We start from the raw sequence: 22,021 nt of genomic DNA, 5'->3' as shown, positions 1-22,021 counted from the left end.
TGGTTCTCCAGGCTAATCGACTGCGCAAGACAGTAAGGCTGGACGCTTTCAAACGTCCAGCCGTTTGCGCCTACTTGCTGGCCCAGGCGTTGAAGCGCTCTTCAAGTTCTTCGCCGTGATCGACCCAGAACGCCACGTCCATCGACAGCGCACCCTTGAGGTTTTGCGGCGCAGTGGGCACCCATTGCGCGAGCTTGGCGTCCAGTCTGGCGGCGGCTTCGGTATTGGTCGGGCCATAAGGGATCTGCTCGACATACTTGACCTGGGCCTCCGGCTGATTGGCGAAGGCAATAAAGCGCTTGGCCTGATCGACGTGTTTGGAGCCCTTGATGATTGCCCAATAATCCATGCCATAAAGGCTGCCCGGCCAGACCAGCCCGAGGTGGCTGCCATTTTGCGCAGCAGCCGCCACCCGCCCGCTGTAAGTGGAGGTCATCACCACATCCCCGGCCGTCAGCCATTGCGCAGGTTGCGCGCCGGCTTCCCACCACTGGATGTAGGGCTTGAGTTCGGTGAGTTTGGCGAAGGCGCGGTCGACACCTTGCGGCGTGTTCAACACCGAATACACGTCCTCGACCTTCACGCCGTCGGCCAGCAAGGCAAATTCCAGGTTGTACACCGCGCGTTTGCGCAGCCCGCGTTTGCCAGGAATTTTCTGCACATCCCAGAAGTCGGCCCACGAGGTCGGGGCCTGCGCCAGTTTCTGCGTGTCGTAGGCAATCGCCACGCTCCACACCAGCGCCGCCGAACCGCACGCCTGCGCCGCGTCGGGAATCAATTGCTCGGCGCGCCCAAGGGTTTTCCAGTCGAGTTTTTCGTACATGCCTTCGTCGCAACCGCGCATCAGGTCCGGCCCTTCGATCTGCACCACGTCCCAATCGGCGTTGCCGGTGTCGACCATCACTTTGATACGGGCCATCTCACCGTTGTATTCGCTCTGGATCAGCTTGCTGTGATCCGCCGCGCTGAACGGCTGGAAAAACGCCACATCCTGGGCTTTCTGACCGGCGCCGCCGTAACCCACCACTACCATGTCCGGTGCTGCCTGAACGCTGCCCATGGCCAGGGACAGCAACAAGAAACCGTGCTTGAGCGTGTTCGATTTCATCAGTGGTTCCTCTTGCAGGTGCCACTCGACTGAACGTCGACGTGACCCTTTTTATTGTTGTGAGGTTCGGCCCAGGTGCGGGCGCCAGATGAATCTACTGCGGGCCATAGTAAAAAAACAAGTTGATTTTTTACTACAGGTAAATTTCTATAGGTAAATAATAACAACGCCGAAAACCCGGCCTTTCGGCTTCAGCCCGCCTGGAGTACCCGCACCATGCCGACCTCGTCCCCTGCTTTTGCGCACCTGTTCGAACCCTTGCAGCTGCGTGGCAAACGGCTGAAAAACCGCATCATGTCCAGCGGTCACGACACCTCGATGCCCACTGACAACCTGGTCAATGAGCAACTGATCGCCTACCACACTGCACGAGCCGAAGGCGGCGTCGGGCTGATCGTGCTGCAAGTGGCCGGTGTGCATGACAGCGCGCGGTACACCTCGCATGTGCTGATGGCCACTGACGATGCCTGCATCGAGGGCTATCGCAAAATCGCCGAAAGTTGCCACGCGCACGGCACGGTGGTGCTGTCGCAAATCTTCCATCCGGGTCGGGAAATCATGGAGTCCAGCGATGGCCTGCTGGCCGTCGCTTACTCGCCTTCGGCGGTGCCCAACGAACGCTTTCGAGTGATGCCACGTGCGCTCGATCAAGCGATGATCGATGAGATCGTCGCCGGTTACGGTGCGGCGGCCCGACGCTTGTATCAAGCCGGGATCGACGGCGTGGAAGTGGTCGCCAGTCACGGTTACCTGCCGGCGCAATTCATCAACCCACGGGTCAACCGTCGCACCGATGGCTACAACGGCGAGCTGGACCAGCGCCTGCGTTTCCTGCGTGAAGTGATCGCGGCGGTGCGCGCCAATACTGATGACCAGTTCATCATCGGCCTGCGTATTTCCGCCGATGAACGCGACCCTGAAGGCCTGACCGAAGACGAATCGCTGGCTGCCGTGCAATCGCTGCAAACGATGCTTGATTACGTGCACATCGTCGCCGGGACCTCGGCTTCGTTGGGTGGCGCCGTACACATCGTGCCGCCGATGGCGATCGAAGCGGCGTATCTGGCCAAGGAAGCCGGCACTTTCAAGGCCAGTCTGTCGATACCGCTGTTCGTTACCGGGCGCATCAACCAACCGCAGGAAGCCGAACTGATTCTGGCGCGCGGTCAGGCCGATGTATGCGGCATGACCCGCGCCCTGATCTGCGACCCGCAAATGCCCAACAAAACCGACACCGGCCACGTCGAAGATGTGCGCGCTTGTATTGCCTGCAATCAGGCGTGCATCGGCCACTTTCACAAAGGCCTGCCGATCTCCTGCATTCAGCATCCGGAAACCGGGCGCGAACTGATCTTTGGTCAACGGCAACTGACGAAGCAACGCAAACGCATCATGGTCGCTGGCGGTGGCCCGGCGGGGATGAAAGCGGCCGCCGTCGCTGCTCAGCGCGGACATGACGTGACGCTATACGAAGCGAACTCACAGCTCGGTGGCCAGGTATTACTCGCGCAATTGTTACCCCGACGTGCTGAATTCGGTGGTGCCAGCACCAACCTGCAACGGGAAATGGAACTGGCCGGCGTGCGCATCGTGCGCAACACCCGCGTGGAGCGGGCGCTGGTCGAACGCGAACGACCAGACGTGGTGATCGTCGCCACCGGTGCCGAACCGTATTGGCCAGCGTTCGAGCGCGGCGGAGAGTTGCAGGTGGTGGACGCCTGGCAGGTACTGCGCGATGAAGTGCAGATCGGCCGGTCCGTGATGGTGGTCGACTGGCGTTGCGACTGGATCGGCCCTGGCATCGCTGAACGTCTGGTCCGCGCCGGGCACCAGGTACATCTGGCCGTCAACGGTACCCATTGCGGGGAAAACCTGCCTCTTTATGTGCGCGATCACCTGGCTGGCGAACTGCACAAACTTGGCATTCCGATCACGCCTTACGCGCGCCTGTATGGCTGCGACGACAACACCGTCTACCTGCAGCACACCGCCAGCGGCGAGCCGATGCTCGTCGAAAACATCGACACACTCGTGCTCTGCCAAGGCCATCAACCGGTCGATACGCTGGGCGCCGAGCTGCAAGGCCTGGTGGAGTTTCGGCGCATCGGCGACTGCCTCGCCCCACGCACCGTCGAAGAAGCCATCTACGAAGGTTTGAAAGTCGCCTGGGAGCTTTGAGGCTGTTTTATACTCCGGGGCTTTTACACAATCCCCGGTTTGGAGCACGCCATGAGCAACAGCAGCAAGATGCCGCCTGCCAGCAGCGCGCCCACACAGGACAGCGCGGCGGCAGAACCGCATTTTCTCGGCACACGGATTCGTGGGTTGCGTAAACGTCGGGGCATGACCCTGGCGGAACTGGCGCAGATGAGTGAGCTGACGGCGGGCTATATCAGTCAGCTGGAACGAAACCTGGCTTATCCCTCTATTCCGGCGCTGTTCAACATCGCTCGTAGTTTGGGCGTGACCATTCAGTGGTTCTTCGCCAGTGAAGGCAATACCGCGCCTGAGGACAACGGGGTGGTGGTGCGCAAGAACACGCGAATGAGCGTGCATTACGAAGACGGGATTGTGGATCAGCTGCTGACACCACAACCAAATCGGCAGCTGGAGATGCTGCACTCGAGATTTCCACCGGGGACTTACAGTCAGCAGAGCTATAGCCATGAAGGTGAAGAGGCTGGGTATTTGCTTTCCGGGAGTTTTGAGTTGTGGGTAGGAGAGCGGCATTTTCAGCTGAGTGAAGGCGACAGTTTCAGCTTTTCCAGCCAGGAGCCGCATCGGTATGGGAATCCCGGGGAGGTGGACGCAGTGGTCATTTGGGTGATCACCCCGCCTTCGTTCTAAGGGTCAGTCGACCTATAAAGCTAAAAGATTCAGCTGCCTGCAAACTGCGCAAAAAAACCGGCGTTTCGCCGGTTTTCTTTTCACGTTCGTTTACAACCACCCGAACCCCTTTCCCATCATGGCTGCCAAGCCCAGCGCCGTGGTGATCAACGCGCTGAACAGTAAACGGAAATCCGTACGGGCCTCTCTGCGGTGCTCACGAAAATCCGTACGAGCTTCTTTGCGGTGCTCACAAAAATCCGTTCGGGATTCTTTACGGTGCTCACGAAACTCCACGCGAAGGTCGCCGAGGTCCCGCCGCACGTATTCGATATGTGTCTCAAGTTGGGATACACGCGGTTCCATCGGGTTTTCTCCTGGAGGACCTGGTGGTCTTCTTCCATTATCGTCACTGCCGTTCTTTTTGCTGCCTGGGAAACGGTCAGGGTAATGCTCATCAAGATTTACCAGCACAAAAGGCTCACTCATCGCTGACCTCCAGCACACTGGTTTTGCACTCGTCCTGAACGATGATATTTGCCAGCGCATTGAGCGAGTGCAGACGTACAAACCCACAATGCTTGCAGTTAAGCATCACCGCTGGCGTGCCGAAACGTAAATACTCCTGACCTCGCGCCCAAGGCAATCCGACACCTGTTGCACCGGCCTGGAGTGGCAATTCCCACTCATCGTGCTCACAGAATGGGCACCCGGTATTTTTTATTCGCGCCTTGAAAATATTGGCTAACCGCCCCGTATCCAGATGAATATCCCTAGGCATTGGCTAACCTCGCGACATCCCCGGGCTGATCGCCATTCTGAAACTCCTGTTCACCGCCGCTGTACATCGCCACCTCTTCCTTGAGGGAATAAATCTTCGATTAAACGAACAACCATCAGATGGTGTGCCACGTTCGGTTTTTTTGCGTGACCGCGATGTCAATATCCGGGCCTTCGCTACAAATCGAATATACCCTCGATCAATCTCGGACGTATCTGCGTACGAAGTAAGAAGATTCGCACCGTTGCGTAAGCCCGGAATTCTCTCTGTAGGATCCGTCCACAACGCTTTTTTCTGAGGCTGAAAATCGTCGGCTTCACAGATTTTTCTGATGAGCCGGGTCGTCAGATTGCAGAGCCAGAGGGCCTTGCGGCGAAAGCCCTTCATCGCTCTCAGGTGTTGCTGGAGTTGGAGGAGTGCTGGGGAGGAAAAAGCCTACAAGCCCCAAGAACCCGATTTCAATCAGTGAAAGAATTCCAAAGGTGATGAAGCCAAAGATCAGCCCGGCAACCACAATGCTCAAAGGATGAATTTGCGCTGCGTCGGGGCTATCCAGCATGTAGAGAAAAGCCTGAATAGCAACGGCGACACAGGCCGCAACGGCTGCCATCAGCTTGATAATCAACCAAAGCCGTCGCCATCTGTTCATGGTCTGCCCCGCCATCCGGTGAATTAGCTCTTTATGCATGATAGCTAATGAGGGGGATCCGCCTTGTACTCTCAGATCAGGAGTAGTTTTTGATTCTCGTCCCGCTGCAGCTCGAATAGGGCTTCTGCAGCTCACGCCCAAGCTTGGCGCATGTCTCCAGGTAATCAGTGACGGCTTCTTCAAATGCATTTCGAAGCTCCCGTTCTGAAACGCCATGAAAACTAACCACATCTTTGATACCCGCGATTTGGCCGACAAACAAACCGTCTTCGTCACTGTATTCAATTCGGCCCGCATAGCCTTGGTAATTAATTATGTTCACGGGGTGATTCCTGCTTGTTCAAGCAAAGCCGAGGCATCACGAATCTGGTAGGGCTTTGCTTCTTTGTAAGACTGGGGCAGAGCCAGATTATCTGGGTGACTCTCGGTGAAGTTGTAGGCAAAATCCGAGAGTTGCGTAAGGAGGTACGCTTGCAGTGCTTTTGGGCAGGTGACCGCCTTGTTGGCCATATCTTCGACGGGATACTCTCCAGACGTCGCTGCACATTCAGCGACCGGGCTTGGTAACCTGGTGGAATATGGCGTAACAGCGCCTCCAACTCGATTGCAGAGTTTTTGCCCCATCTGCAATTCTGTTTATGGTGGCTGTGCGTGGGACGTTTTCGGACGTGCCGGTTTCCTTGATTCCCCGGTTTACCAACCTGCGTACAGCTGCCACCCATTCGCTTGGTATCGAATGCGGCAGCTCCTCAAATCAAGGGAACTGAACAATGCGCACCATAAATCCGCTCGAAGTCTCGCTTCACTCTCTCGCTTCCGATTTACGTAACACGCCTTTGCTTTGTCTCTCCATCACTGGAGGTGGTCAATGACCGAATCAGTAGAAGCAAAAACGCTCGGCTTCACACCCATCTACTGTTCAGACAATGCTCTATTCCATGTCAGCGCGGGTGTACCCGTCAGCATTGCATTGGCACAAGCCTCTGACTTCCTGTTCCTGGCCAAAGCGCTAACAGAGGACGCGGCTTACGCAAAAGACACCGACCGGCATGCCTGGGCTGCGCACTATTTGACGGCAATGGGTAAAGCGCTGATTGATGATGTGGTGAAGGCGGTTTCGCCGAAGCCATCCTGCAAGGGCAAACCGGCTGAAAAATAGCTGCTGGCCATCATGAACAATCGCACCGACGTCTTGGCGCGTTCACCGTTTCAAATGCCTTAACCGAAATGCCAGAAACAAAAAAGCCCCGTGACTTTTCAGCCATGGGGCTTTTTCTATGTATGACGGAGAGACAGGGATTTGGATACCGTCCAGACAGAAGCCTGAAAACTTGACCACATCTCAATCGCGAGGCTTAGTGCCATATTTTCCAGTGTACGGATTTACATTCCCTCTCGTACTGTAGTTATTGTTCCTGGTGGTATCTGGGTTTGTTGCGTGGGAAGGCCGGACATACGCTCCATTACTCCGCGTATATCCGCTGATAGCATGATCAGAACGACTCACGGACGAATAACTGGATTTGGACGACGAATGTCCGCCAAAGCTGCTACCACGAGCATAGGCATTCCCTGAAAGCGCTAAGGCTGCGATCACCGCTGCCAAAAATAATCCCTTTTTCATGCGGCCTTCCACTTCAGATCAATGATGGCTCAAGGGTATCACCCTCAAAGGCTCAGGAGACAGATAACGAACGGTAACGGGGCAGTCGGCTAGTGCCAACCTTATTTTTCGGGTGATTGAGTCGTAGAAATGAGCAGTAGAATCGGAAAACACTCTGAAATGAAAAAGCCCCGTAACTTTTCAGTTACGGGGCTTTTTCTATGTAATGGCGGAGAGATAGGGATTCGAACCCTAGGTACCGGTGAAGGTACAACGGATTTCGAATCCGTCCCATTCGGCCACTCTGGCATCTCTCCAACGGCGCGCATCATAACAACACTTTTGCCGGAAGCGAACCCCCTAAGCGAAATTTTTCCGTGCTATCAGATGCTTGCGTCGATTAAAGCGGTACGCCCAGACGATTGGCGACTTCTTCGTAGGCTTCGATGACGTCACCGAGGCCCTGACGGAAGCGGTCCTTGTCCATTTTCTTGCCGGTGGCCTTGTCCCACAGACGGCAGCCGTCCGGGCTGAATTCGTCGCCCAGGACGATGGAGCCGTCGGAGAACACGCCGAATTCCAGTTTGAAGTCGACCAGCAGCAGGCCGGCGTCGTCGAACAGTTTGCTCAGGACTTCGTTGACCTTGAGCGACAGTTCTTTCATGCGAACCAGCTGCTCGGCGGTGCCCCAACCGAAGGCCACGACGTGAGATTCGTTGATGAACGGGTCGCCCTTGGCGTCGTCCTTCAGGAACAGTTCGAAGGTGTAAGGGTTGAGCTTCATGCCTTCTTCGACGCCCAGGCGCTTGACCAGGCTGCCAGCGGCATAGTTACGCACGACGCACTCGACCGGGATCATGTCGAGTTTTTTCACCAGGCATTCGTTGTCGCCCAGCAGTTTATCGAACTGGGTCGGTACGCCGGCCGCTTCGAGTTTCTGCATGATGAAGGCGTTGAACTTGTTGTTCACCATGCCTTTGCGGTCGAGCTGCTCGATGCGCTTGCCGTCGAACGCCGAGGTGTCGTTGCGAAACAGCAGGATCAAGCGGTCAGCGTCGTCGGTCTTGAAAACCGATTTGGCTTTGCCGCGGTAGAGTTCTTCACGTTTTTCCATGATGGGCTCCGCTTGCTAAGTAGGTGGGCTAGGCGATGTGTCGCCAGTCGAGCCCTGAATCTTGATCGGCCAATTGCAGCCAGTCCGGGTCGCACCCGAGGGTGTCGACAAAACATTGCCGGGCCAGCTGCGGCAGGTTGTTCTTGCTGCTCAGATGGGCCAGGACCAGGTGTTGCAGGCCTTGCCAGCCCAACTCGGCCACCAGGAATGCCGCCTGATGGTTGTTCAAATGTCCCAGTTCACCGCCCACCCGCTGCTTCAAAAAGTACGGGTAGTGACCACGAGCGAGCATGTCACGGCAATGGTTGGACTCGATCATCAACGCATCGAGGTCCCGATAGCCGTCCAGCACCTTGTCGCAATACGAGCCCAGGTCAGTCAGCAGGCCGAAGCGCCGCTCACCGTCACTGAAGACGTACTGCGTCGGCTCCTGAGCATCGTGGGCCACGGCAATGACCCCGATGCTCAGTGCTCCGATCTGCAGTTGCTCGCCGCCAGCCAAAAGGCCAGCCGGTTCGATCGGTTTGCGCATCCCGCGCAGGGTACCGCGACTGAGGTAGACAGGCAGATTGTAGCGCCGAGACAGCAAACCCACGCCATGCACGTGGTCGGCATGTTCGTGGGTCACGAGTATCGCGCTCAGCTGAGCCGGGTTCACACCCAGTCGCAGCAGGCGTTTTTCGGTTTCCCGCAGGGAGAAACCACAATCGACCAGTACATACGTGTCAGCGCTGGCTATCAGCGTGCCGTTCCCTTGGCTACCGCTGCCGAGAACGGCAAAACGCATGTGATCAGCCCAGGTTGTCCTGAATCACGCTCAACACTTTGCGCGCCACTTCTGCCGGCGCCACAGTGTTGATGTTTTTCTCGACGGTGACCTGTACGTTCTCGCCCACTTTGCTCAGGCGAACCTGATAACGCTCGGCACGGGCTTCAACTTCTTCCTTGGTCGGCGCACTGCCGAACAGGCCGCTCAAGAAGCCAGGCTTCTCGTCTTTCTTCTCGGCTTTTTCGGAAAGGTTGATGTAGTACAGGCCCAGGCTGCGGTTGATGTCTTCAACGCGCCATTCGCCTTGTTCCAATGCACGACCGACGCTTGACCAGGCACGGTCCAGGTCGGTGCCGACGTTCAGAACAGGGTTGCCACTGCCGTCTTCGCTCAGGCTGACCCGGCTTGGCGTATCGAAATCACGCGAAGCCAGCATCGAAACCGAACCGCCCTTCTCAGAAGTGCGGCTCATGCTCGCGAGCATGTCGTCGACCAATGCTGCGTCCAGGCCAGTGTTGACCGAACGGTTGGTGAAGGCCACATCGGCGGTGCTGCCGGCAGGACGCTCGGCGCTGACCACATAGACTTCACTGGTGTTGCGTTGCACGCCCGGCTCGATACGCACCCGAATGCGGGTTTCGCTGTCGGGTGCGACGCCGGCTGCGCTCAGGCGCTTGGCCATCGCTGCGGACAGTTCGTCGGAATGTTGCCAGGTGGTGGTGAATTCACCGGTTTGCGGGCGCTGTTCGTCCAGACGGAAACCGTTGTCCTGGAAGAATTGCACGGCCACTGGCCAGACTTCAGCGGGTGGATTCTGGGCAACGATCCAGCGCGAATCACCGGTCTTTTGCAGGGAATACCCGGTAGCGTCGGCCCCTGCCGACAACGGCTGCGGACGCGGCACGACGTATTCGCCCTTGACGGTGTCATCAGCGACGTTACGCGGAATAGGCAGCAGCGGGTCCAGACGTTTGGCGGTGCTGACGTCCGGCGGCAATTGCATGGGTGCAGTCTGTTGCGCTTCCAGGTAATCGCTACCACGGTCACGGAAATAACCTTCCGGGCCCCAGACCCATCCACAGCCACTGGTGCTGGAGATAATCAAGGCAAGTGCGGAAAGTCCGGCCAATCGCTTCATGCGTAGTGCTTCCTCAATTAAACCAGTACGCCGGACTGGCGCATGGCCTGCCGCAGCGGTTCGTGACAGGCAGCGCTGAGCCAGGTGAGCGGCAGACGGATACCGTCCGGCATCAAGCCCATTTCATGCAGAGCCCATTTCACGGGGATAGGGTTGGATTCGATAAACAGGGTTTTATTGAGCGGCATCAGCTTTTCGTGAATCGCACGGGCCGTAACGGCGTCGCCTTTCAGGGCGGCGTTGCACAGGTCGGCCATGTCGCGCGGGGCAACGTTGGCGGTGACCGAGATGTTGCCTTTGCCGCCGAGCAGGATCAGTTCGACTGCGGTGGCGTCGTCACCAGACAAAACCAGGAAGTCCTTGCTGACGCCATCGATGATGGCTTTGGCACGGCTCAGGTCGCCGGTGGCTTCCTTGATGCCGATGATGTTTTTCACGGTCGACAGGCGGATCACGGTTTCAGCCAGCATGTCGCACGCCGTACGACCCGGCACGTTGTACAGTATCTGCGGAATGTCGACGGCTTCGGCGATGGCCTTGAAGTGCTGGTACAAGCCTTCCTGGGTCGGCTTGTTGTAATACGGAGTGACCAGCAGGCAAGCGTCGGCGCCGGCGGTCTTCGCATTAGTGGTCAGCTCGATGGCTTCGCGAGTCGAGTTGGCGCCGGTACCGGCGATCACCGGAATGCGCCCTGCAACCTGCTTCACCACGTAACGAATCACTTCGATGTGTTCGTTCACGTCAAGGGTGGCCGATTCACCTGTGGTGCCGACCGCCACGATGGCGTGGGTGCCGTTTTGCAGGTGAAAGTCCACCAGTTTGCTCAGGCTGTCCCAGTCGAGACGACCTTGTGCATCCATGGGTGTGACCAGTGCCACCATACTGCCCGCAATCATGCAACCGCTCCTGCCGGAAAAAGAGAGCCGTAATGGTACTGGCGCCAAGATGCTTGTACAAGCGAAGTACTGCGCTGCTGCCATTCCCCTTGGCGCTGCTTTTCGCTACCCTTCAGACTTTGATCGGTACTGATAAGCTCGTACGCCGGGTTCCAGCCTTCATTTTCGGCATCACAAGCCCCGATCCAGCGTTGCCACCCCTCGTTCCTGCCACTCTGGAGCAGGTTGCAACCTTCCGGCTCGGGTTTTCTGAATTCGCATCCGCAGGCTCGTCCCCGGTAAAAACGCCCATTAAGGTATCGACCGCTCATCGCTTTAGGAATGCTGCATGTCCACCCCCACAGTTCGCGAACAATTCCTTGTCATCAGTGCCCTCGGCGCCAACCCCATGGAGCTGACTAACGTCCTGTGCCGCGCCAGCCATGAAAATCGCTGCGCCGTGGTCACCTCTCGCCTGACCCGTCATGGCGAGTGCAGCGCGTTGGTCCTTGAGATCTCCGGCAGCTGGGACGCCCTGGCGCGCCTGGAAGGCAGTCTGTCGAGCCTTGCCAAGAAGCACGCCTTCACCGTTAACGTGGTGCGCAGCGCGGCTCTGGAGAACCGTCCACAGGCCTTGCCGTACGTCGCATATGTCAGCTCGGCCTATCGCTCGGACATCATCAACGAGCTGTGCCAGTTCTTCATGGACCACAACGTTGAACTGGAAAACCTGACGTGCGACACGTATCAGGCGCCGCAAACCGGCGGCACCATGCTCAATGCCACGTTTACCGTGACCTTGCCTGCCGGCGTGCAAATCAGCTGGCTGCGCGATCAGTTCCTGGATTTCGCCGACGCGCTGAACCTCGACGCCCTGATCGAACCGTGGCGCCCACAAAACCCAATGTAAGGAAGCTTTCATGGCCGTTGCCATCGACCAACCGGTTGCCGACTTCGAAGCACCCGCCACCAGCGGGCAGACCATCAGCCTCGCGAGCCTCAAGGGCAAGCAAGTGGTGATCTACTTTTATCCGAAGGACAGCACGCCGGGCTGCACGACTCAGGGTCAAGGCTTTCGCGATCAACTTGAAGCCTTTAAAGCGGCCAACACCGAAGTATTCGGTGTGTCCCGTGACAGCCTCAAATCCCACGAAAACTTCAAAGCCAAGCAGGCGTTCACCTTCGAGCTGATCAGCGACAAGGAAGAAGCGCTGTGCCAGCTGTTCGATGTGATCAAGCTGAAGAAGCTGTATGGCAAGGAATACATGGGGGTGGATCGCAGCACTTTCCTGATCGACAAGAATGGCGTGCTGCGCCAGGAATGGCGTGGCGTGAAGGTCCCAGGGCATGTGGACGCGGTTTTGGCTGCAGCTCAGGCACTGAACAAGGCCTGATTCATCTGTTGCCTGTTATTACGCCTTCGCGGGCAAGCCCGCAAAGAGACGCTCAGCCTCACTGAAGAATCAGGGCTGAGCGTTAGAGCAGGGGCGCCACTATCGGCTCCTTGCGTGGCCACGCGTCGAGCACAGCCTTGAACAGCGTCGCCAGGGGAATCGCAAAGAATACCCCCCAGAAACCCCACAACCCGCCAAACAACAACACTGCGCAGATGATCGCCACCGGGTGCAGGTTGACCGCCTCCGAGAACAGCAGCGGCACCAGCACGTTGCCGTCCAGGGTCTGAATGATTCCGTAGACCGCCATCAAATAGATGAACTGGTCACTCCAGCCCCACTGGAACAACGCAATCAGCATCACCGGAACCGTCACCACTACCGCCCCGACATACGGCACCACCACCGACACGCCCACCAGCAACGCCAACAGCGCCGCGTAGTTGAGCCCCATAACGACGAAACCGATGTAAGTCACGCCACCGCAAATGACAATCTCGATGACCTTGCCGCGAATGTAGTTGGCGATTTGCCGGTTCATCTCATGGGCAACCCGTGTGATCAGCGTACGCTCACGCGGCAGGTAACCAAGCACCCACTGGCCGATCATCTCCCGGTCCTTGAGGAAGAAGAACACCAGGATCGGCACCAGGACCAGGTAGATCATGATGTTCACCAGCAGCGGCAGACTCGACAGCGAGAAGGTCAGCGCCCACTGGCCAAACTTGCCGATCTCGCCCCGCGCCAATTCGATGGCCTGCAACACCTGCTCATCGGACACCAGATGCGGATAACGCTCAGGTAGCAGCAACAGTAGCGATTGCCACTTGGCAAGCATGCCCGGCAGTTCATTGAACAGCGTGATCAGTTGATGCCAAAGCAACGGCACCACGACAACGATGAAGACCAGCAAAACGCCCATGAACAATGCAAAGACCAGCCCTACCGCGACAGCGCCCGGAATGCGCAGGCGCTCGAGCGTGAGGACCAGGCCTTGCATCAGATACGCCAGTACCATCCCGGCCAGCACCGGCGCGAGCATGCCACCCAGCGTAAGTACGGCGGTAAATGCCAGAAACAGCAGAACCGCCAACACCACGGCTTCTTCGTCGGAAAAGTAGCGCTGAATCCAGTCGCGTAACACCTTGAACATCAATAATCCTTAGAAATGAACGCAGCAGGTTCAGGCTTTTTTCAACCAATAGCGGTAAACACCCGCCTCATCTTCTTCGCGAAGCAGCGTATGACCGGCCAATCGGGCAAAGGTGCGAAAGTCGCGTTGGGAGCCGGCATCTGTCGCGGTGACCTTCAGCACAGCGCCACTGGCCAGCTGATTGAGTTCCAGCTTGGCCTTGAGCAAGGGCAAAGGGCAATTGAGGCCACTGGCGTCCAGTTCGGCGTCATGGGCTACAGCATCGGTCATTGCGTCACTCCGGGTCAGGTGGTGGTGTTGCCTAGAATATCTGGTCCCAAGCCAAGTGTCCGGCTACAGTAAGCTCTTTGTCGACTAAGGCTTTGTGCATGACTTTTTTGCGCCCTACCCTGCTGACGCTCGCTTGCCTGCTCGCCTCACCGGGCTTCGCTGACGACTTGCCGTCACTCGGCGACGCCAGTTCTGCCATCGTCTCGCCGCAACAGGAATACCAACTGGGCCGCGCATGGCTGGCGCTGCTGCGCAGCCAGGTTAAACAGCTCAACGATCCGCAGCTCAAGGATTACGTCGAATCCAGCGTTTACCGCCTGGTGGAGACCAGCCAGGTCAATGACCGGCGCCTGGAGTTCATCCTGATCAACAGCCCGCAACTCAACGCCTTTGCGGCGCCGGGCGGGATCGTCGGGGTCAACGGCGGACTATTCCTCAACGCGCAGACCGAGGGCGAATATGCGTCGGTACTGGCCCACGAACTGGCTCACTTGTCGCAACGCCATTTTGCCCGTGGCGTTGAAGCGCAACAGCGCATGCAAGTACCGATGATGGCAGCCCTGCTGGCCGGTATCGTGATTGCGGCGGCCGGCGCTGGTGACGCGGGGATCGCGGCGATTGCCGGTACTCAGGCAGCAGCCATTCAGGAACAGCGACGTTTCTCGCGCCAGAACGAACAGGAAGCCGACCGTATCGGTATCCTCAATCTGGAAAAGGCCGGTTACGACCCACGGTCGATGCCGACGATGTTCGAGCGGTTGATGCGCCAATACCGCTTCGATGCCAAACCACCTGAATTTCTGCTGACTCACCCGGTAACCGAATCGCGTATCGCCGACACCCGCAACCGGGCCGAACAAGCTAAACCGGGCGGTATCGAAGATACGATGCGCTATCAGCTGATTCGTGCGCGCGTCCAACTGATCTATGAAGAAACCCCGGGACTGGGCGCCAAACGTTTCCGCGCGCAACTCGATGAGAACCCGAGCAGCGACGTCGCCCGATATGGTTTGGCGATTGCCCAGATCAAAGGCGGCCAGCTCAATGAAGCTCGGGAAAACCTCAAGCTGCTACTGGCCAAGTCGCCGAACGAGATCATCTACAACCTGGCACAGGTCGATCTGGACATCACCAACAACCGCCTGCCCGATGCGCAGACGCGTGTCGACCGGATGCTCACCCAGTATCCCGGCAACTATCCGTTGAACCAGGTGCGTGTAGATCTGTTGCTGAAACAGAACCGCACCGCCGACGCTGAAAAGGCCCTAGAAGGCCTGCTCAAGTCGCGTCCCGACGATCCAGATGTCTGGTATCAGGTGGCCGAAACTCGCGGCCTGTCGGGCAACATCATTGGCCTGCATCAGGCGCGTGCAGAGTACTTTGCTCTGGTTGGGGATTACCGTCAGGCCATCCAGCAACTGGACTTCGCCAAACGCAAGGCGGGTACCAACTTCCCGTTGTCTTCGCGCATCGATGCGCGCCAACGCGAACTGATGGAGCAGGAGCGCATGATCAAGGACATGATGGGCTGACAGTCACAAGAAACCTGAATTCCGCGCACAAAAAAACCGCCTCTTTCGAGGCGGTTTCTTATTCAGCCATCTACTGGTTTATTCAGCCAGTTTGAAGGTGATGAAGCTGGCACGACCTTGACGCAGAACCCGCATTGAAACCGAGCGGTTCTTCGGCAGCGCCTTGGCAATTTCAGTGAACTGCTTGCTGTCACTGATGGCCTGGTTGTTCAGGTGAGTAATGATATCGCCAGGTTGCAAGCCGATCAGTTCAGCTGGACCCTCTTGCACCTCCTTGATAACCACCCCGCCCTTGAGGTCATAGGTCTTCTTCTGCTCAGCGGTCAAATCGCCGACGGCAACACCCAGACGATTGCTGCTGGCTTCAGCACCGGATTTAAGCGGTGAATTCAGCTCCGAACCCTCATCAGGAATCGCCCCCACAGTCAGCTCGACATTTTTGCGTTTGCCTTCACGGATCACTTCGAGATTGGCCTTGGCGCCTTCTTTCAGTGCACCGACCAGATGCGGCAGATCGGCAGACATGATGATCGGCTGACCGTTCATGCTCAAGATCACGTCGCCCACCTGCAGACCACCTTTGGCTGCCGGGCCGTCGTCCTGGATCTGAGCCACCAGCGCACCGGCCGGTTTTTCAAGACCGAAAGACTCGGCCAGATCCTTGCTCACTTCCTGAATCACCACACCCAGCCAGCCGCGGCTGACTTTGCCACCGGCTTTCAGCTGGTTGGAAACGTCCATCGCGACGTCGATGGGAATCGCGAACGACACGCCCATGAACCCACCGGAGCGGGTGTAGATCTGTGAGTTGATCCCGACCACTTCACCGGCCAGGTTGAACAGCGGGCCACCGGAGTTACCCGGATTGATCGGCACGTCGGTCTGGATGAACGGTACATAGTTCTCGTTCGGCAGGCTGCGACCGATGGCACTGACGATGCCTTGGGTCACCGTGTGATCGAAGCCGAACGGCGAGCCGATGGCAACAACCCACTGGCCGGCTTTCAGGTCTTGGGATTTGCCGAGTTTCAGTACCGGCAGGTTTTTGCCTTCGATCTTCAGTAATGCCACGTCGGAACGTGGATCTGTGCCGATGAGCTTGGCTTTCAACTCACTGCGATCGGCAAGACGAACCAGGATTTCGTCAGCATCTGCGATCACATGGTTGTTGGTCAGGATGTAACCATCAGGCGAGATGATGAAACCCGAACCCAGGGACTGCGCTTCACGGCGATCACCACGAGGCGAGCGCGGCTGCGGCATGCCCCGTTCGAAGAACTCACGCAGCGCGGGCGGCAAGCCTTCAAGATCAGGCATCTGGCCAGAAACTTTACGATCTGGCAGTTTTTGCGTGGTACTGATGTTTACCACCGCAGGCGAGGCCTGCTCGACCAGTTGCGTGAAGTCAGGCAATTCGACTGCTTGAGCAGTGACCGCCTGACCGAGCACCAGCACGGTGGCAAAAATGGAGAGATAAGACTTCAAGCGTGGTATCGACATACGGCTCCCGTTACGACGAGCATGGTTAAGCGATATGGAGCAAGGAACACCGGGAAAGATACGCCGGTATTTTTGTTCCGGGAACAACAAAACAAGGCCAGAGCCGTGAGGCTCTGACCTATAGAAAAATTCAGGTTTTTTTGCAAATTGAAATGCTCACCAAACATTTCGGCATCAGCTCACTACTTGGTTGCAGTGGCATCGGTGCGCATGGACAGCGCAATCCGTTCAGCAGTACCTATTGGAATCTCGCCGACCACAGTCACCATTATTTCGCCTTGAGGAGTCGTCAAGCGTCGAGAAACAGCAACGGTTGGTCCTAGCTGTGTGCGAGTGTCGGTGACGGTCGCACCGTTCAACGGCTCAAGAAACACCGAAAAACGCGCCAGACCATCGTCATACATCAGACTGTTGACCTGGGTTTTGGTCTCAGGATCCTTGCGGGCATTGCTGCTGGTCAACTCGAAACCTGGCGGTAGCCAGTCCGAATGCCAGACTTGCGCAACCTTGGCGGCAGACGCCTTGTCACTATCGAGGGCGATAGCTTTACAGTCGGGGCCCGGCTGCAATTCACTTTCCTGCGGTACATCGGTATCCAGTTGCGTGAACTGGAACCGCTCCAGCAGTTGCCCTTTCTCATTAAGCAGCAATGACTTGAGGGGCAGGCCGGTTTCTTTATCCAGATGCAGTTCAAAACCGTATCGGTGCTGATCACGGGGTACCAGTGAAACGATCACTGCCGCCCGCCCAGCCACGCGCGACTTGCCGATCACGGCAAGGTCGTACCAATTCTTCAGCTTTTGTGGATCGAGTGAACGAGCAGCGGAGCTGGGGGAATCCCCAAGCCCTGCGATCAGGGTGCCGCTGACACATTGAGTATGACCATCAATGCGCACGACTTCCTGCGCTGAGCCGTCGAGCTGGAGTAAACGCTCTCGGACCTTGCCATCCTGGACGCGGTGCCAGATGTTATGGGTAGAAAAACTACCGTTACGCTCGTAAACAAAAGTGCCGTGAAAGCTTTGCTGTTGCTCGGCTTGGCCCAGGCGTGTCAACCAGTCCTGGGCTTCATCAGCATAGGCTGGAACAACAAACCAGCCACCGAGCAGAAGCGAAAGTAGAGGTATGGCGCGCATGATCCTCCTTAACGGTTTTCCAGGCTCGCTGCACGAGCGTAAGGCAGAGCGCTTTCAGTACCTTTCAGTGCAGCCTGTTGAGCATGTTGGCGCAAGTAGCCTGGCAGACGCTGATCGTGCCAGCCTGGCTGACCTTGCAATACGCCGTTGGCCATAGGGCCAGTGGCATCCGAACTCTCATTGTAGCCTGCTAATACGGCTGGGCCTTTAACTTGAGGAGCGACCAGGCTTTGTTGGCTGGAACGCTGTGCCAGCTCAACACCAGCGATCTCGTCCTGGTTATACAGACGAACACCTGCCAGTACGGCAACGGTTACCGAAGCGGCAACGGCCAGTCGACCCAGGCTGCGCCATGGACTGCGAGATGCTTTTGCCGGTACGGCTTCGTCAGCCAACGCAGCAGAAACTGCCGCAGCGATGTCCAAGCGTGGAAGCAGCAAATCCTTGTGCATTACTGCCCGAGCGATTTGATAACGAGCCCAGGTTTCACGGGTTTCGACATCGTCAAAGGCATTCAACACCCGACGCAATTCCAGTTCGTCCGCTTCGTTATCCATCACTGCGGACAGCGATTCCTGCAGGGCTTCACGACTCATGGCGTTCCTCTCTTGGCTATCGCCGCTGTCTCAGTTTTCCTGCAACAACGGCTGCAGGGCTTTATCGATGGCCTCCCGAGCGCGGAAAATCCGGGAGCGCACGGTACCCACCGGACATTGCATGACGGCTGCAATGTCCTCGTAACTCAGACCATCGAATTCACGTAAAGTTAACGCCGTACGTAAATCTTCTGGCAGTTGCTGGATGGTTCGATGGACGGTGCCTTCGATCTCATCCCGCAGCAATGCACGCTCTGGCGACTCGAGATCCTTGAGGCCATGATCGCCATCGTAGAACTCTGCATCTTCGGAACTGACATCGCTATCCGGCGGCCGACGGCCGCGTGAAACCAGATAGTTCTTCGCCGTGTTGATGGCGATGCGGTAAAGCCACGTATAAAACGCGCTGTCTCCGCGAAAATTTCCAAGTGCGCGGTACGCCTTGATAAAGGCTTCCTGTGCCACATCTTGGGCTTCATGGGTGTCGTGCACGAAACGCACGATCAACCCGAGAATTTTGTGCTGATATTTCAGCACTAGCAGATCGAAAGCTCGCTTGTCGCCGCGTTGAACGCGCTCGACGAGCTGCTGATCCTCTTCCTGGGTTAGCATGAACACTCCTCGATAAGCTCGGAGGAGGCTTGCATAACTAAACGACCAGGCTTGCAAACATAGACTCGGGCTTTTCGCAAAAGTTCTCCCCCTCCAAGCAAGTTTCCTGCGGGCTCTGATTTGGCACGCACGAAAAGCGCAGCTCGGCATGACCCGGCTGCGCGAATAATCTTGTCATCGGATCCGCCAGGAAGGACCAACCGCACGTCCCATCCTGAAGCCGACACTGTCCTTCTTTTCAGGCACCGTCTATTGATCTTGAGCCTTCCGCAAAAGTTCCAAATATTTATAGCCGGGCGAATGCGACATTGTGCAACCGTGAATAGAAAAAGAATGTTAAATCGCTGATACAGTCGTGTTGTCGCCGAACCCGCGAAAAAACCATCCGACGAAGCGTCAGATATTTTCCGTCACAGTAGTTTCACAATGCCATATGCGCTCGGGTATTGTGCCGCTCCCCCCCTCTATATACTAGTGGGCTGTGTGGCTGCCTCGACTCGCCGTTCCAGGAGTCTTGCGCCAACCCCGACCCGGGTCGCTTTGAGCGGAATCCTGAAATGAGCCAACAGTTTCAACATGATGTTCTGGTCATTGGCAGCGGCGCTGCCGGTTTGAGCCTTGCGCTGACTTTACCCGGTCATTTGCGTATCGCCGTACTGAGCAAGGGCGACCTTGCCAACGGTTCCACGTTTTGGGCCCAGGGCGGTGTCGCCGCCGTTCTGGATGACACCGATACTGTCGAATCCCACGTCGACGACACCCTCAATGCCGGCGGTGGCCTCTGCCACGAAGATGCCGTGCGCTTTACCGTCGAGCACAGTAAAGAGGCAATTCAATGGCTGATCGACCAAGGCGTGCCCTTTACCCGCGATGAACAATCCGGCACCGAAGACGGTGGATTCGAATTTCACCTGACCCGCGAAGGCGGTCACAGTCATCGGCGCATCATTCATGCCGCCGATGCCACGGGCGCGGCGATATTCAGAACCTTGCTCGCCCAGGCCAGACAGAGGCCGAATATCGAGTTGCTGGAACAGCGGGTCGCCATTGACCTGATCACCGAAAAACGCCTGGGCCTTGAAGGCGATCGTTGCCTGGGCGCTTATGTGCTGAATCGCGGTACCGGTGAAGTCGACACCTATGGTGCCCGTTTCGTGATCCTCGCATCCGGTGGCGCGGCCAAGGTCTACCTCTATACCAGCAATCCTGACGGCGCCTGCGGTGATGGCATCGCGATGGCCTGGCGTTCGGGGTGCCGGGTGGCGAATCTGGAGTTCAACCAGTTCCATCCGACCTGCCTTTATCACCCGCAAGCCAAGAGTTTCCTGATCACCGAAGCCCTGCGCGGTGAAGGTGCTCACCTGAAGCTGCCTAATGGCGAACGGTTCATGCAGCGCTTCGACCCGCGTGCAGAACTGGCGCCACGGGACATCGTCGCCCGCGCCATCGACCATGAAATGAAGCGCTTGGGGGTCGACTGCGTCTACCTGGACATCAGCCACAAGCCCGAAGCATTCATCAAGTCGCACTTCCCGACGGTGTACGAACGCTGCCTTGAGTTTTCCATCGACATCACCAAGCAACCGATCCCGGTGGTTCCGGCGGCGCACTATACCTGCGGCGGCGTGATGGTCGATCAGAACGGTCGCACCGACGTGCCCGGCCTATATGCCATTGGCGAAACCAGTTTCACCGGTCTTCACGGCGCCAACCGCATGGCCAGCAATTCGCTGCTGGAGTGCTTCGTCTACGCCCGCTCGGCGGCGGCGGACATTCTTGAACAACTGCCGCAGGTTTCGGCCCCTGTCACCCTCCCCGTCTGGGATGCGAGCCAGGTGACCGACTCCGACGAAGACGTGATCATTGCGCACAACTGGGACGAATTGCGGCGGTTCATGTGGGACTACGTCGGCATCGTGCGCACCAATAAGCGCTTGCAACGCGCGCAACACCGGGTGCGATTGTTGCTGGACGAGATTGACGAGTTCTACAGCAACTATAAGGTCAGTCGCGATTTGATCGAGTTGCGCAACCTGGCCCAGGTCGCCGAGCTCATGATCCAGTCAGCGATGGAGCGCAAGGAAAGCCGCGGCCTGCATTACACCCTCGACTACCCGAACATGCTGCCCGTCGCCCTGGACACTATTCTGGTGCCGCCCACCTACGTCGACTGAACTTGAGTCGAACCCGCAGGCGGCGATGGACATCCGCCGCCTGCGAATCGTGGGGGACGCAGAGTGATCTGACGTGACGCTCGCCTCGCAGACGAAATCGCAGGACCACCATCAACGGCAATGCCAGGCTGTCCGGTCGCATCTGCACGGACTGCCAACCCGCCGCTTGATTCCACAATTGCCAGCCATCGGCATCGCGACGCAAACCGCGAAACGCGTGTGGATGTGTCAGCAGGATCTGTCGCGGCAGCAGCCAAACGCCATGCGCCAGGCACAGCGCAAAGGCAGGCAAACTGGCCCAGACGGGTATCGAAAGAAGAAACAGCGAACCCAGCGCGAACAGCTGGGCCAAGACATAAGCCGCCAGCAATTGCCGTGAGGCATGCCAGCGGCATTCGAACGCGTTACTTGGGCTGGACACGATCCAGGATCATGCGAACCATGCGCTGAAGCTCCGGATCTTCGGACTCGGCGCGCTCCATGAACCAGCCGAACATGTCCTGATCTTCGCATTCGAGCAGCTTGCGGTAGCAATCGCGGTCGACATCATTGAGGTGCGGGTAGACCTCTTTCACGAACGGCACCAGCAACACGTCAAGCTCGAGCATGCCGCGGCGGCTATGCCAGTAGAGGCGATTCAGTTCAACATCTTCGACCATGGAGCGCTCCTCAAATAGGCGGCAAGTATACAGCCCCGGGCACGCTCGAACAGCCGGCTTTGGTCGGGCATGTTCAAGCCTTTGTGAACTACCCATTTCAAGAGCGCACCCTTATGATGTCCCCCAGACTCT

At 57.5% G+C, this 22,021-nt stretch carries 24 protein-coding genes, 1 tRNA gene and 1 pseudogene; 7 read left to right on the top strand and 19 right to left on the bottom strand.

Translation table 11 applies throughout. The features are described 5' to 3' along the window. Positions 1–70: 70 nt before the first annotated feature. Positions 71–1,108, bottom strand: a complete 1,038-nt coding sequence (locus K5K95_RS15725) for an ABC transporter substrate-binding protein (protein ID WP_222590163.1) — start codon at positions 1,106–1,108, stop codon at positions 71–73. Positions 1,109–1,324: 216 nt separating this feature from the next. Between K5K95_RS15725 and K5K95_RS15720 the strand changes: the two genes are divergently transcribed. Together K5K95_RS15720 and K5K95_RS15715 are read left to right on the top strand one after the other, a co-directional pair. After that, positions 1,325–3,286 carry an FAD-dependent oxidoreductase gene (locus K5K95_RS15720; RefSeq protein WP_222590162.1) on the top strand — a complete coding sequence of 654 codons (1,962 nt, stop codon included), beginning with the start codon at positions 1,325–1,327 and terminating at the stop codon, positions 3,284–3,286. A 69-nt stretch (positions 3,287–3,355) separates the two neighbouring features. Further along, a complete protein-coding gene (locus K5K95_RS15715; protein WP_222590351.1) occupies positions 3,356–3,955 on the top strand; it encodes a cupin domain-containing protein in 600 nt (199 codons plus the stop codon). Between the two features lie 90 nt (positions 3,956–4,045). Here K5K95_RS15715 and K5K95_RS15710 read toward each other — a convergent pair whose 3' ends face one another. The 5 genes and pseudogenes from K5K95_RS15710 to K5K95_RS15690 form a co-directional block, all read right to left on the bottom strand. Next, positions 4,046–4,423 carry a hypothetical protein gene (locus K5K95_RS15710; RefSeq protein ID WP_222590161.1) on the bottom strand — a complete coding sequence of 126 codons (378 nt, stop codon included), beginning with the start codon at positions 4,421–4,423 and terminating at the stop codon, positions 4,046–4,048. Beyond that, positions 4,416–4,715, bottom strand: a complete 300-nt coding sequence (locus K5K95_RS15705) for a hypothetical protein (protein ID WP_222590160.1) — start codon at positions 4,713–4,715, stop codon at positions 4,416–4,418. The genes K5K95_RS15710 and K5K95_RS15705 overlap by 8 nt, the downstream gene beginning before the upstream one ends. 316 nt (positions 4,716–5,031) lie before the next feature. Beyond that, positions 5,032–5,364, bottom strand: a complete 333-nt coding sequence (locus tag K5K95_RS15700) for a hypothetical protein (RefSeq protein ID WP_222590159.1) — start codon at positions 5,362–5,364, stop codon at positions 5,032–5,034. A gap of 91 nt (positions 5,365–5,455) precedes the next feature. Further along, positions 5,456–5,686: pseudogene (locus K5K95_RS15695) on the bottom strand (type II toxin-antitoxin system HicB family antitoxin); the annotation flags it as partial. Continuing rightward, positions 5,683–5,988, bottom strand: a complete 306-nt coding sequence (locus tag K5K95_RS15690) for a hypothetical protein (protein WP_222590157.1) — start codon at positions 5,986–5,988, stop codon at positions 5,683–5,685. The gene K5K95_RS15690 and the pseudogene K5K95_RS15695, both read right to left, overlap by 4 nt. A 244-nt stretch (positions 5,989–6,232) precedes the next feature. Here K5K95_RS15690 and K5K95_RS15685 point away from each other — a divergent pair, with 244 nt between their 5' ends. Next, the gene (locus tag K5K95_RS15685) at positions 6,233–6,523 is read left to right on the top strand and encodes a DUF3077 domain-containing protein (protein ID WP_222590156.1); all 291 of its coding nucleotides are present in this window, start codon (positions 6,233–6,235) and stop codon (positions 6,521–6,523) included. Between the two features lie 671 nt (positions 6,524–7,194). Here the strand turns inward: K5K95_RS15685 and K5K95_RS15680 are convergent. From K5K95_RS15680 to dapA, 5 genes are all read right to left on the bottom strand, one after another. Next, positions 7,195–7,284: transfer RNA gene (locus K5K95_RS15680), tRNA-Ser, on the bottom strand. Positions 7,285–7,367: 83 nt separating this feature from the next. Then, positions 7,368–8,081, bottom strand: a complete 714-nt coding sequence (gene purC, locus K5K95_RS15675; RefSeq protein ID WP_008034929.1) for a phosphoribosylaminoimidazolesuccinocarboxamide synthase — start codon at positions 8,079–8,081, stop codon at positions 7,368–7,370. Between the two features lie 28 nt (positions 8,082–8,109). Beyond that, the gene (locus K5K95_RS15670; protein WP_222590155.1) at positions 8,110–8,868 is read right to left on the bottom strand and encodes an MBL fold metallo-hydrolase; all 759 of its coding nucleotides are present in this window, start codon (positions 8,866–8,868) and stop codon (positions 8,110–8,112) included. 4 nt (positions 8,869–8,872) lie between these two features. Then, positions 8,873–9,988, bottom strand: coding sequence for an outer membrane protein assembly factor BamC (gene bamC, locus K5K95_RS15665; RefSeq protein WP_222590154.1), 1,116 nt, complete (start codon positions 9,986–9,988; stop codon positions 8,873–8,875). Positions 9,989–10,005: 17 nt separating this feature from the next. Beyond that, positions 10,006–10,884, bottom strand: coding sequence for a 4-hydroxy-tetrahydrodipicolinate synthase (dapA, locus tag K5K95_RS15660; RefSeq protein WP_222590153.1), 879 nt, complete (start codon positions 10,882–10,884; stop codon positions 10,006–10,008). Between the two features lie 328 nt (positions 10,885–11,212). Between dapA and K5K95_RS15655 the strand changes: the two genes are divergently transcribed. Both K5K95_RS15655 and K5K95_RS15650 read left to right on the top strand, forming a co-directional pair. Next, positions 11,213–11,773, top strand: a complete 561-nt coding sequence (locus tag K5K95_RS15655; RefSeq protein ID WP_019692529.1) for a glycine cleavage system protein R — start codon at positions 11,213–11,215, stop codon at positions 11,771–11,773. A 10-nt stretch (positions 11,774–11,783) separates the two neighbouring features. Further along, positions 11,784–12,257 (top strand): peroxiredoxin, encoded by a 474-nt coding sequence (locus K5K95_RS15650; RefSeq protein WP_222590152.1) that lies wholly within the window; start codon positions 11,784–11,786, stop codon positions 12,255–12,257. Between the two features lie 82 nt (positions 12,258–12,339). Here K5K95_RS15650 and K5K95_RS15645 read toward each other — a convergent pair whose 3' ends face one another. Further along, positions 12,340–13,410: an AI-2E family transporter gene (locus K5K95_RS15645; protein ID WP_222590151.1), complete on the bottom strand. Its 1,071-nt coding sequence runs from the start codon at positions 13,408–13,410 to the stop codon at positions 12,340–12,342. A gap of 30 nt (positions 13,411–13,440) precedes the next feature. Then, a complete protein-coding gene (locus K5K95_RS15640; RefSeq protein WP_222590150.1) occupies positions 13,441–13,680 on the bottom strand; it encodes a sulfurtransferase TusA family protein in 240 nt (79 codons plus the stop codon). Between the two features lie 98 nt (positions 13,681–13,778). On the opposite strand from K5K95_RS15640, the gene K5K95_RS15635 reads away from it, so the two are divergent. Next, on the top strand, positions 13,779–15,212 hold the full coding sequence (locus K5K95_RS15635; protein WP_222590149.1) for a M48 family metalloprotease: 1,434 nt from the start codon (positions 13,779–13,781) through the stop codon (positions 15,210–15,212). A 78-nt stretch (positions 15,213–15,290) separates the two neighbouring features. On the opposite strand, the gene K5K95_RS15630 is transcribed toward K5K95_RS15635, so the two are convergent. The 4 genes from K5K95_RS15630 to rpoE form a co-directional block, all read right to left on the bottom strand. Beyond that, a complete protein-coding gene (locus K5K95_RS15630; protein ID WP_222590148.1) occupies positions 15,291–16,712 on the bottom strand; it encodes a DegQ family serine endoprotease in 1,422 nt (473 codons plus the stop codon). A gap of 182 nt (positions 16,713–16,894) precedes the next feature. Beyond that, positions 16,895–17,848: a MucB/RseB C-terminal domain-containing protein gene (locus tag K5K95_RS15625; RefSeq protein WP_222590147.1), complete on the bottom strand. Its 954-nt coding sequence runs from the start codon at positions 17,846–17,848 to the stop codon at positions 16,895–16,897. 8 nt (positions 17,849–17,856) lie between these two features. Then, on the bottom strand, positions 17,857–18,444 hold the full coding sequence (locus K5K95_RS15620) for an RseA family anti-sigma factor (RefSeq protein ID WP_222590146.1): 588 nt from the start codon (positions 18,442–18,444) through the stop codon (positions 17,857–17,859). Positions 18,445–18,474: 30 nt separating this feature from the next. After that, on the bottom strand, positions 18,475–19,056 hold the full coding sequence (rpoE, locus tag K5K95_RS15615) for an RNA polymerase sigma factor RpoE (protein WP_007944079.1): 582 nt from the start codon (positions 19,054–19,056) through the stop codon (positions 18,475–18,477). A 557-nt stretch (positions 19,057–19,613) separates the two neighbouring features. Here rpoE and nadB point away from each other — a divergent pair. Then, entirely contained in the window at positions 19,614–21,230 is a 1,617-nt protein-coding gene (nadB, locus tag K5K95_RS15610; protein WP_222590145.1) for an L-aspartate oxidase, read from the top strand. Here nadB and K5K95_RS15605 read toward each other — a convergent pair. Further along, positions 21,199–21,651, bottom strand: a complete 453-nt coding sequence (locus tag K5K95_RS15605) for a protein YgfX (RefSeq protein WP_222590144.1) — start codon at positions 21,649–21,651, stop codon at positions 21,199–21,201. The two genes, nadB and K5K95_RS15605, sit on opposite strands and share 32 nt — an antisense overlap. After that, the gene (locus K5K95_RS15600; RefSeq protein WP_007944081.1) at positions 21,635–21,889 is read right to left on the bottom strand and encodes a succinate dehydrogenase assembly factor 2; all 255 of its coding nucleotides are present in this window, start codon (positions 21,887–21,889) and stop codon (positions 21,635–21,637) included. The genes K5K95_RS15605 and K5K95_RS15600 overlap by 17 nt, the downstream gene beginning before the upstream one ends. Between the last annotated feature and the right edge of the window lie 132 nt (positions 21,890–22,021).

Source organism: Pseudomonas sp. DR48 (assembly GCF_019823085.1).
Classification (GTDB): domain Bacteria; phylum Pseudomonadota; class Gammaproteobacteria; order Pseudomonadales; family Pseudomonadaceae; genus Aquipseudomonas.
This window is presented reverse-complemented; position numbering and strand designations above follow the sequence as displayed.

Coding starts and splice junctions, on each gene's coding strand:
- K5K95_RS15715 (WP_222590351.1), top strand. CDS start 3,356: ATGCCGCCTGCCAGCAGCGCGCCCACACAGGACAGCGCGGCGGCAGAA.
- K5K95_RS15725 (WP_222590163.1), bottom strand. CDS start 1,108: ATGAAATCGAACACGCTCAAGCACGGTTTCTTGTTGCTGTCCCTGGCC.
- K5K95_RS15690 (WP_222590157.1), bottom strand. CDS start 5,988: ATGGGGCAAAAACTCTGCAATCGAGTTGGAGGCGCTGTTACGCCATAT.
- K5K95_RS15650 (WP_222590152.1), top strand. CDS start 11,784: ATGGCCGTTGCCATCGACCAACCGGTTGCCGACTTCGAAGCACCCGCC.
- dapA (WP_222590153.1), bottom strand. CDS start 10,884: ATGATTGCGGGCAGTATGGTGGCACTGGTCACACCCATGGATGCACAA.
- purC (WP_008034929.1), bottom strand. CDS start 8,081: ATGGAAAAACGTGAAGAACTCTACCGCGGCAAAGCCAAATCGGTTTTC.
- K5K95_RS15655 (WP_019692529.1), top strand. CDS start 11,213: ATGTCCACCCCCACAGTTCGCGAACAATTCCTTGTCATCAGTGCCCTC.
- bamC (WP_222590154.1), bottom strand. CDS start 9,988: ATGAAGCGATTGGCCGGACTTTCCGCACTTGCCTTGATTATCTCCAGC.
- K5K95_RS15685 (WP_222590156.1), top strand. CDS start 6,233: ATGACCGAATCAGTAGAAGCAAAAACGCTCGGCTTCACACCCATCTAC.
- K5K95_RS15670 (WP_222590155.1), bottom strand. CDS start 8,868: ATGCGTTTTGCCGTTCTCGGCAGCGGTAGCCAAGGGAACGGCACGCTG.
- K5K95_RS15620 (WP_222590146.1), bottom strand. CDS start 18,444: ATGAGTCGTGAAGCCCTGCAGGAATCGCTGTCCGCAGTGATGGATAAC.
- K5K95_RS15710 (WP_222590161.1), bottom strand. CDS start 4,423: ATGAGTGAGCCTTTTGTGCTGGTAAATCTTGATGAGCATTACCCTGAC.
- K5K95_RS15635 (WP_222590149.1), top strand. CDS start 13,779: ATGACTTTTTTGCGCCCTACCCTGCTGACGCTCGCTTGCCTGCTCGCC.
- K5K95_RS15705 (WP_222590160.1), bottom strand. CDS start 4,715: ATGCCTAGGGATATTCATCTGGATACGGGGCGGTTAGCCAATATTTTC.
- K5K95_RS15630 (WP_222590148.1), bottom strand. CDS start 16,712: ATGTCGATACCACGCTTGAAGTCTTATCTCTCCATTTTTGCCACCGTG.
- K5K95_RS15625 (WP_222590147.1), bottom strand. CDS start 17,848: ATGCGCGCCATACCTCTACTTTCGCTTCTGCTCGGTGGCTGGTTTGTT.
- K5K95_RS15600 (WP_007944081.1), bottom strand. CDS start 21,889: ATGGTCGAAGATGTTGAACTGAATCGCCTCTACTGGCATAGCCGCCGC.
- K5K95_RS15640 (WP_222590150.1), bottom strand. CDS start 13,680: ATGACCGATGCTGTAGCCCATGACGCCGAACTGGACGCCAGTGGCCTC.
- rpoE (WP_007944079.1), bottom strand. CDS start 19,056: ATGCTAACCCAGGAAGAGGATCAGCAGCTCGTCGAGCGCGTTCAACGC.
- K5K95_RS15720 (WP_222590162.1), top strand. CDS start 1,325: ATGCCGACCTCGTCCCCTGCTTTTGCGCACCTGTTCGAACCCTTGCAG.
- K5K95_RS15700 (WP_222590159.1), bottom strand. CDS start 5,364: ATGAACAGATGGCGACGGCTTTGGTTGATTATCAAGCTGATGGCAGCC.
- nadB (WP_222590145.1), top strand. CDS start 19,614: ATGAGCCAACAGTTTCAACATGATGTTCTGGTCATTGGCAGCGGCGCT.
- K5K95_RS15645 (WP_222590151.1), bottom strand. CDS start 13,410: ATGTTCAAGGTGTTACGCGACTGGATTCAGCGCTACTTTTCCGACGAA.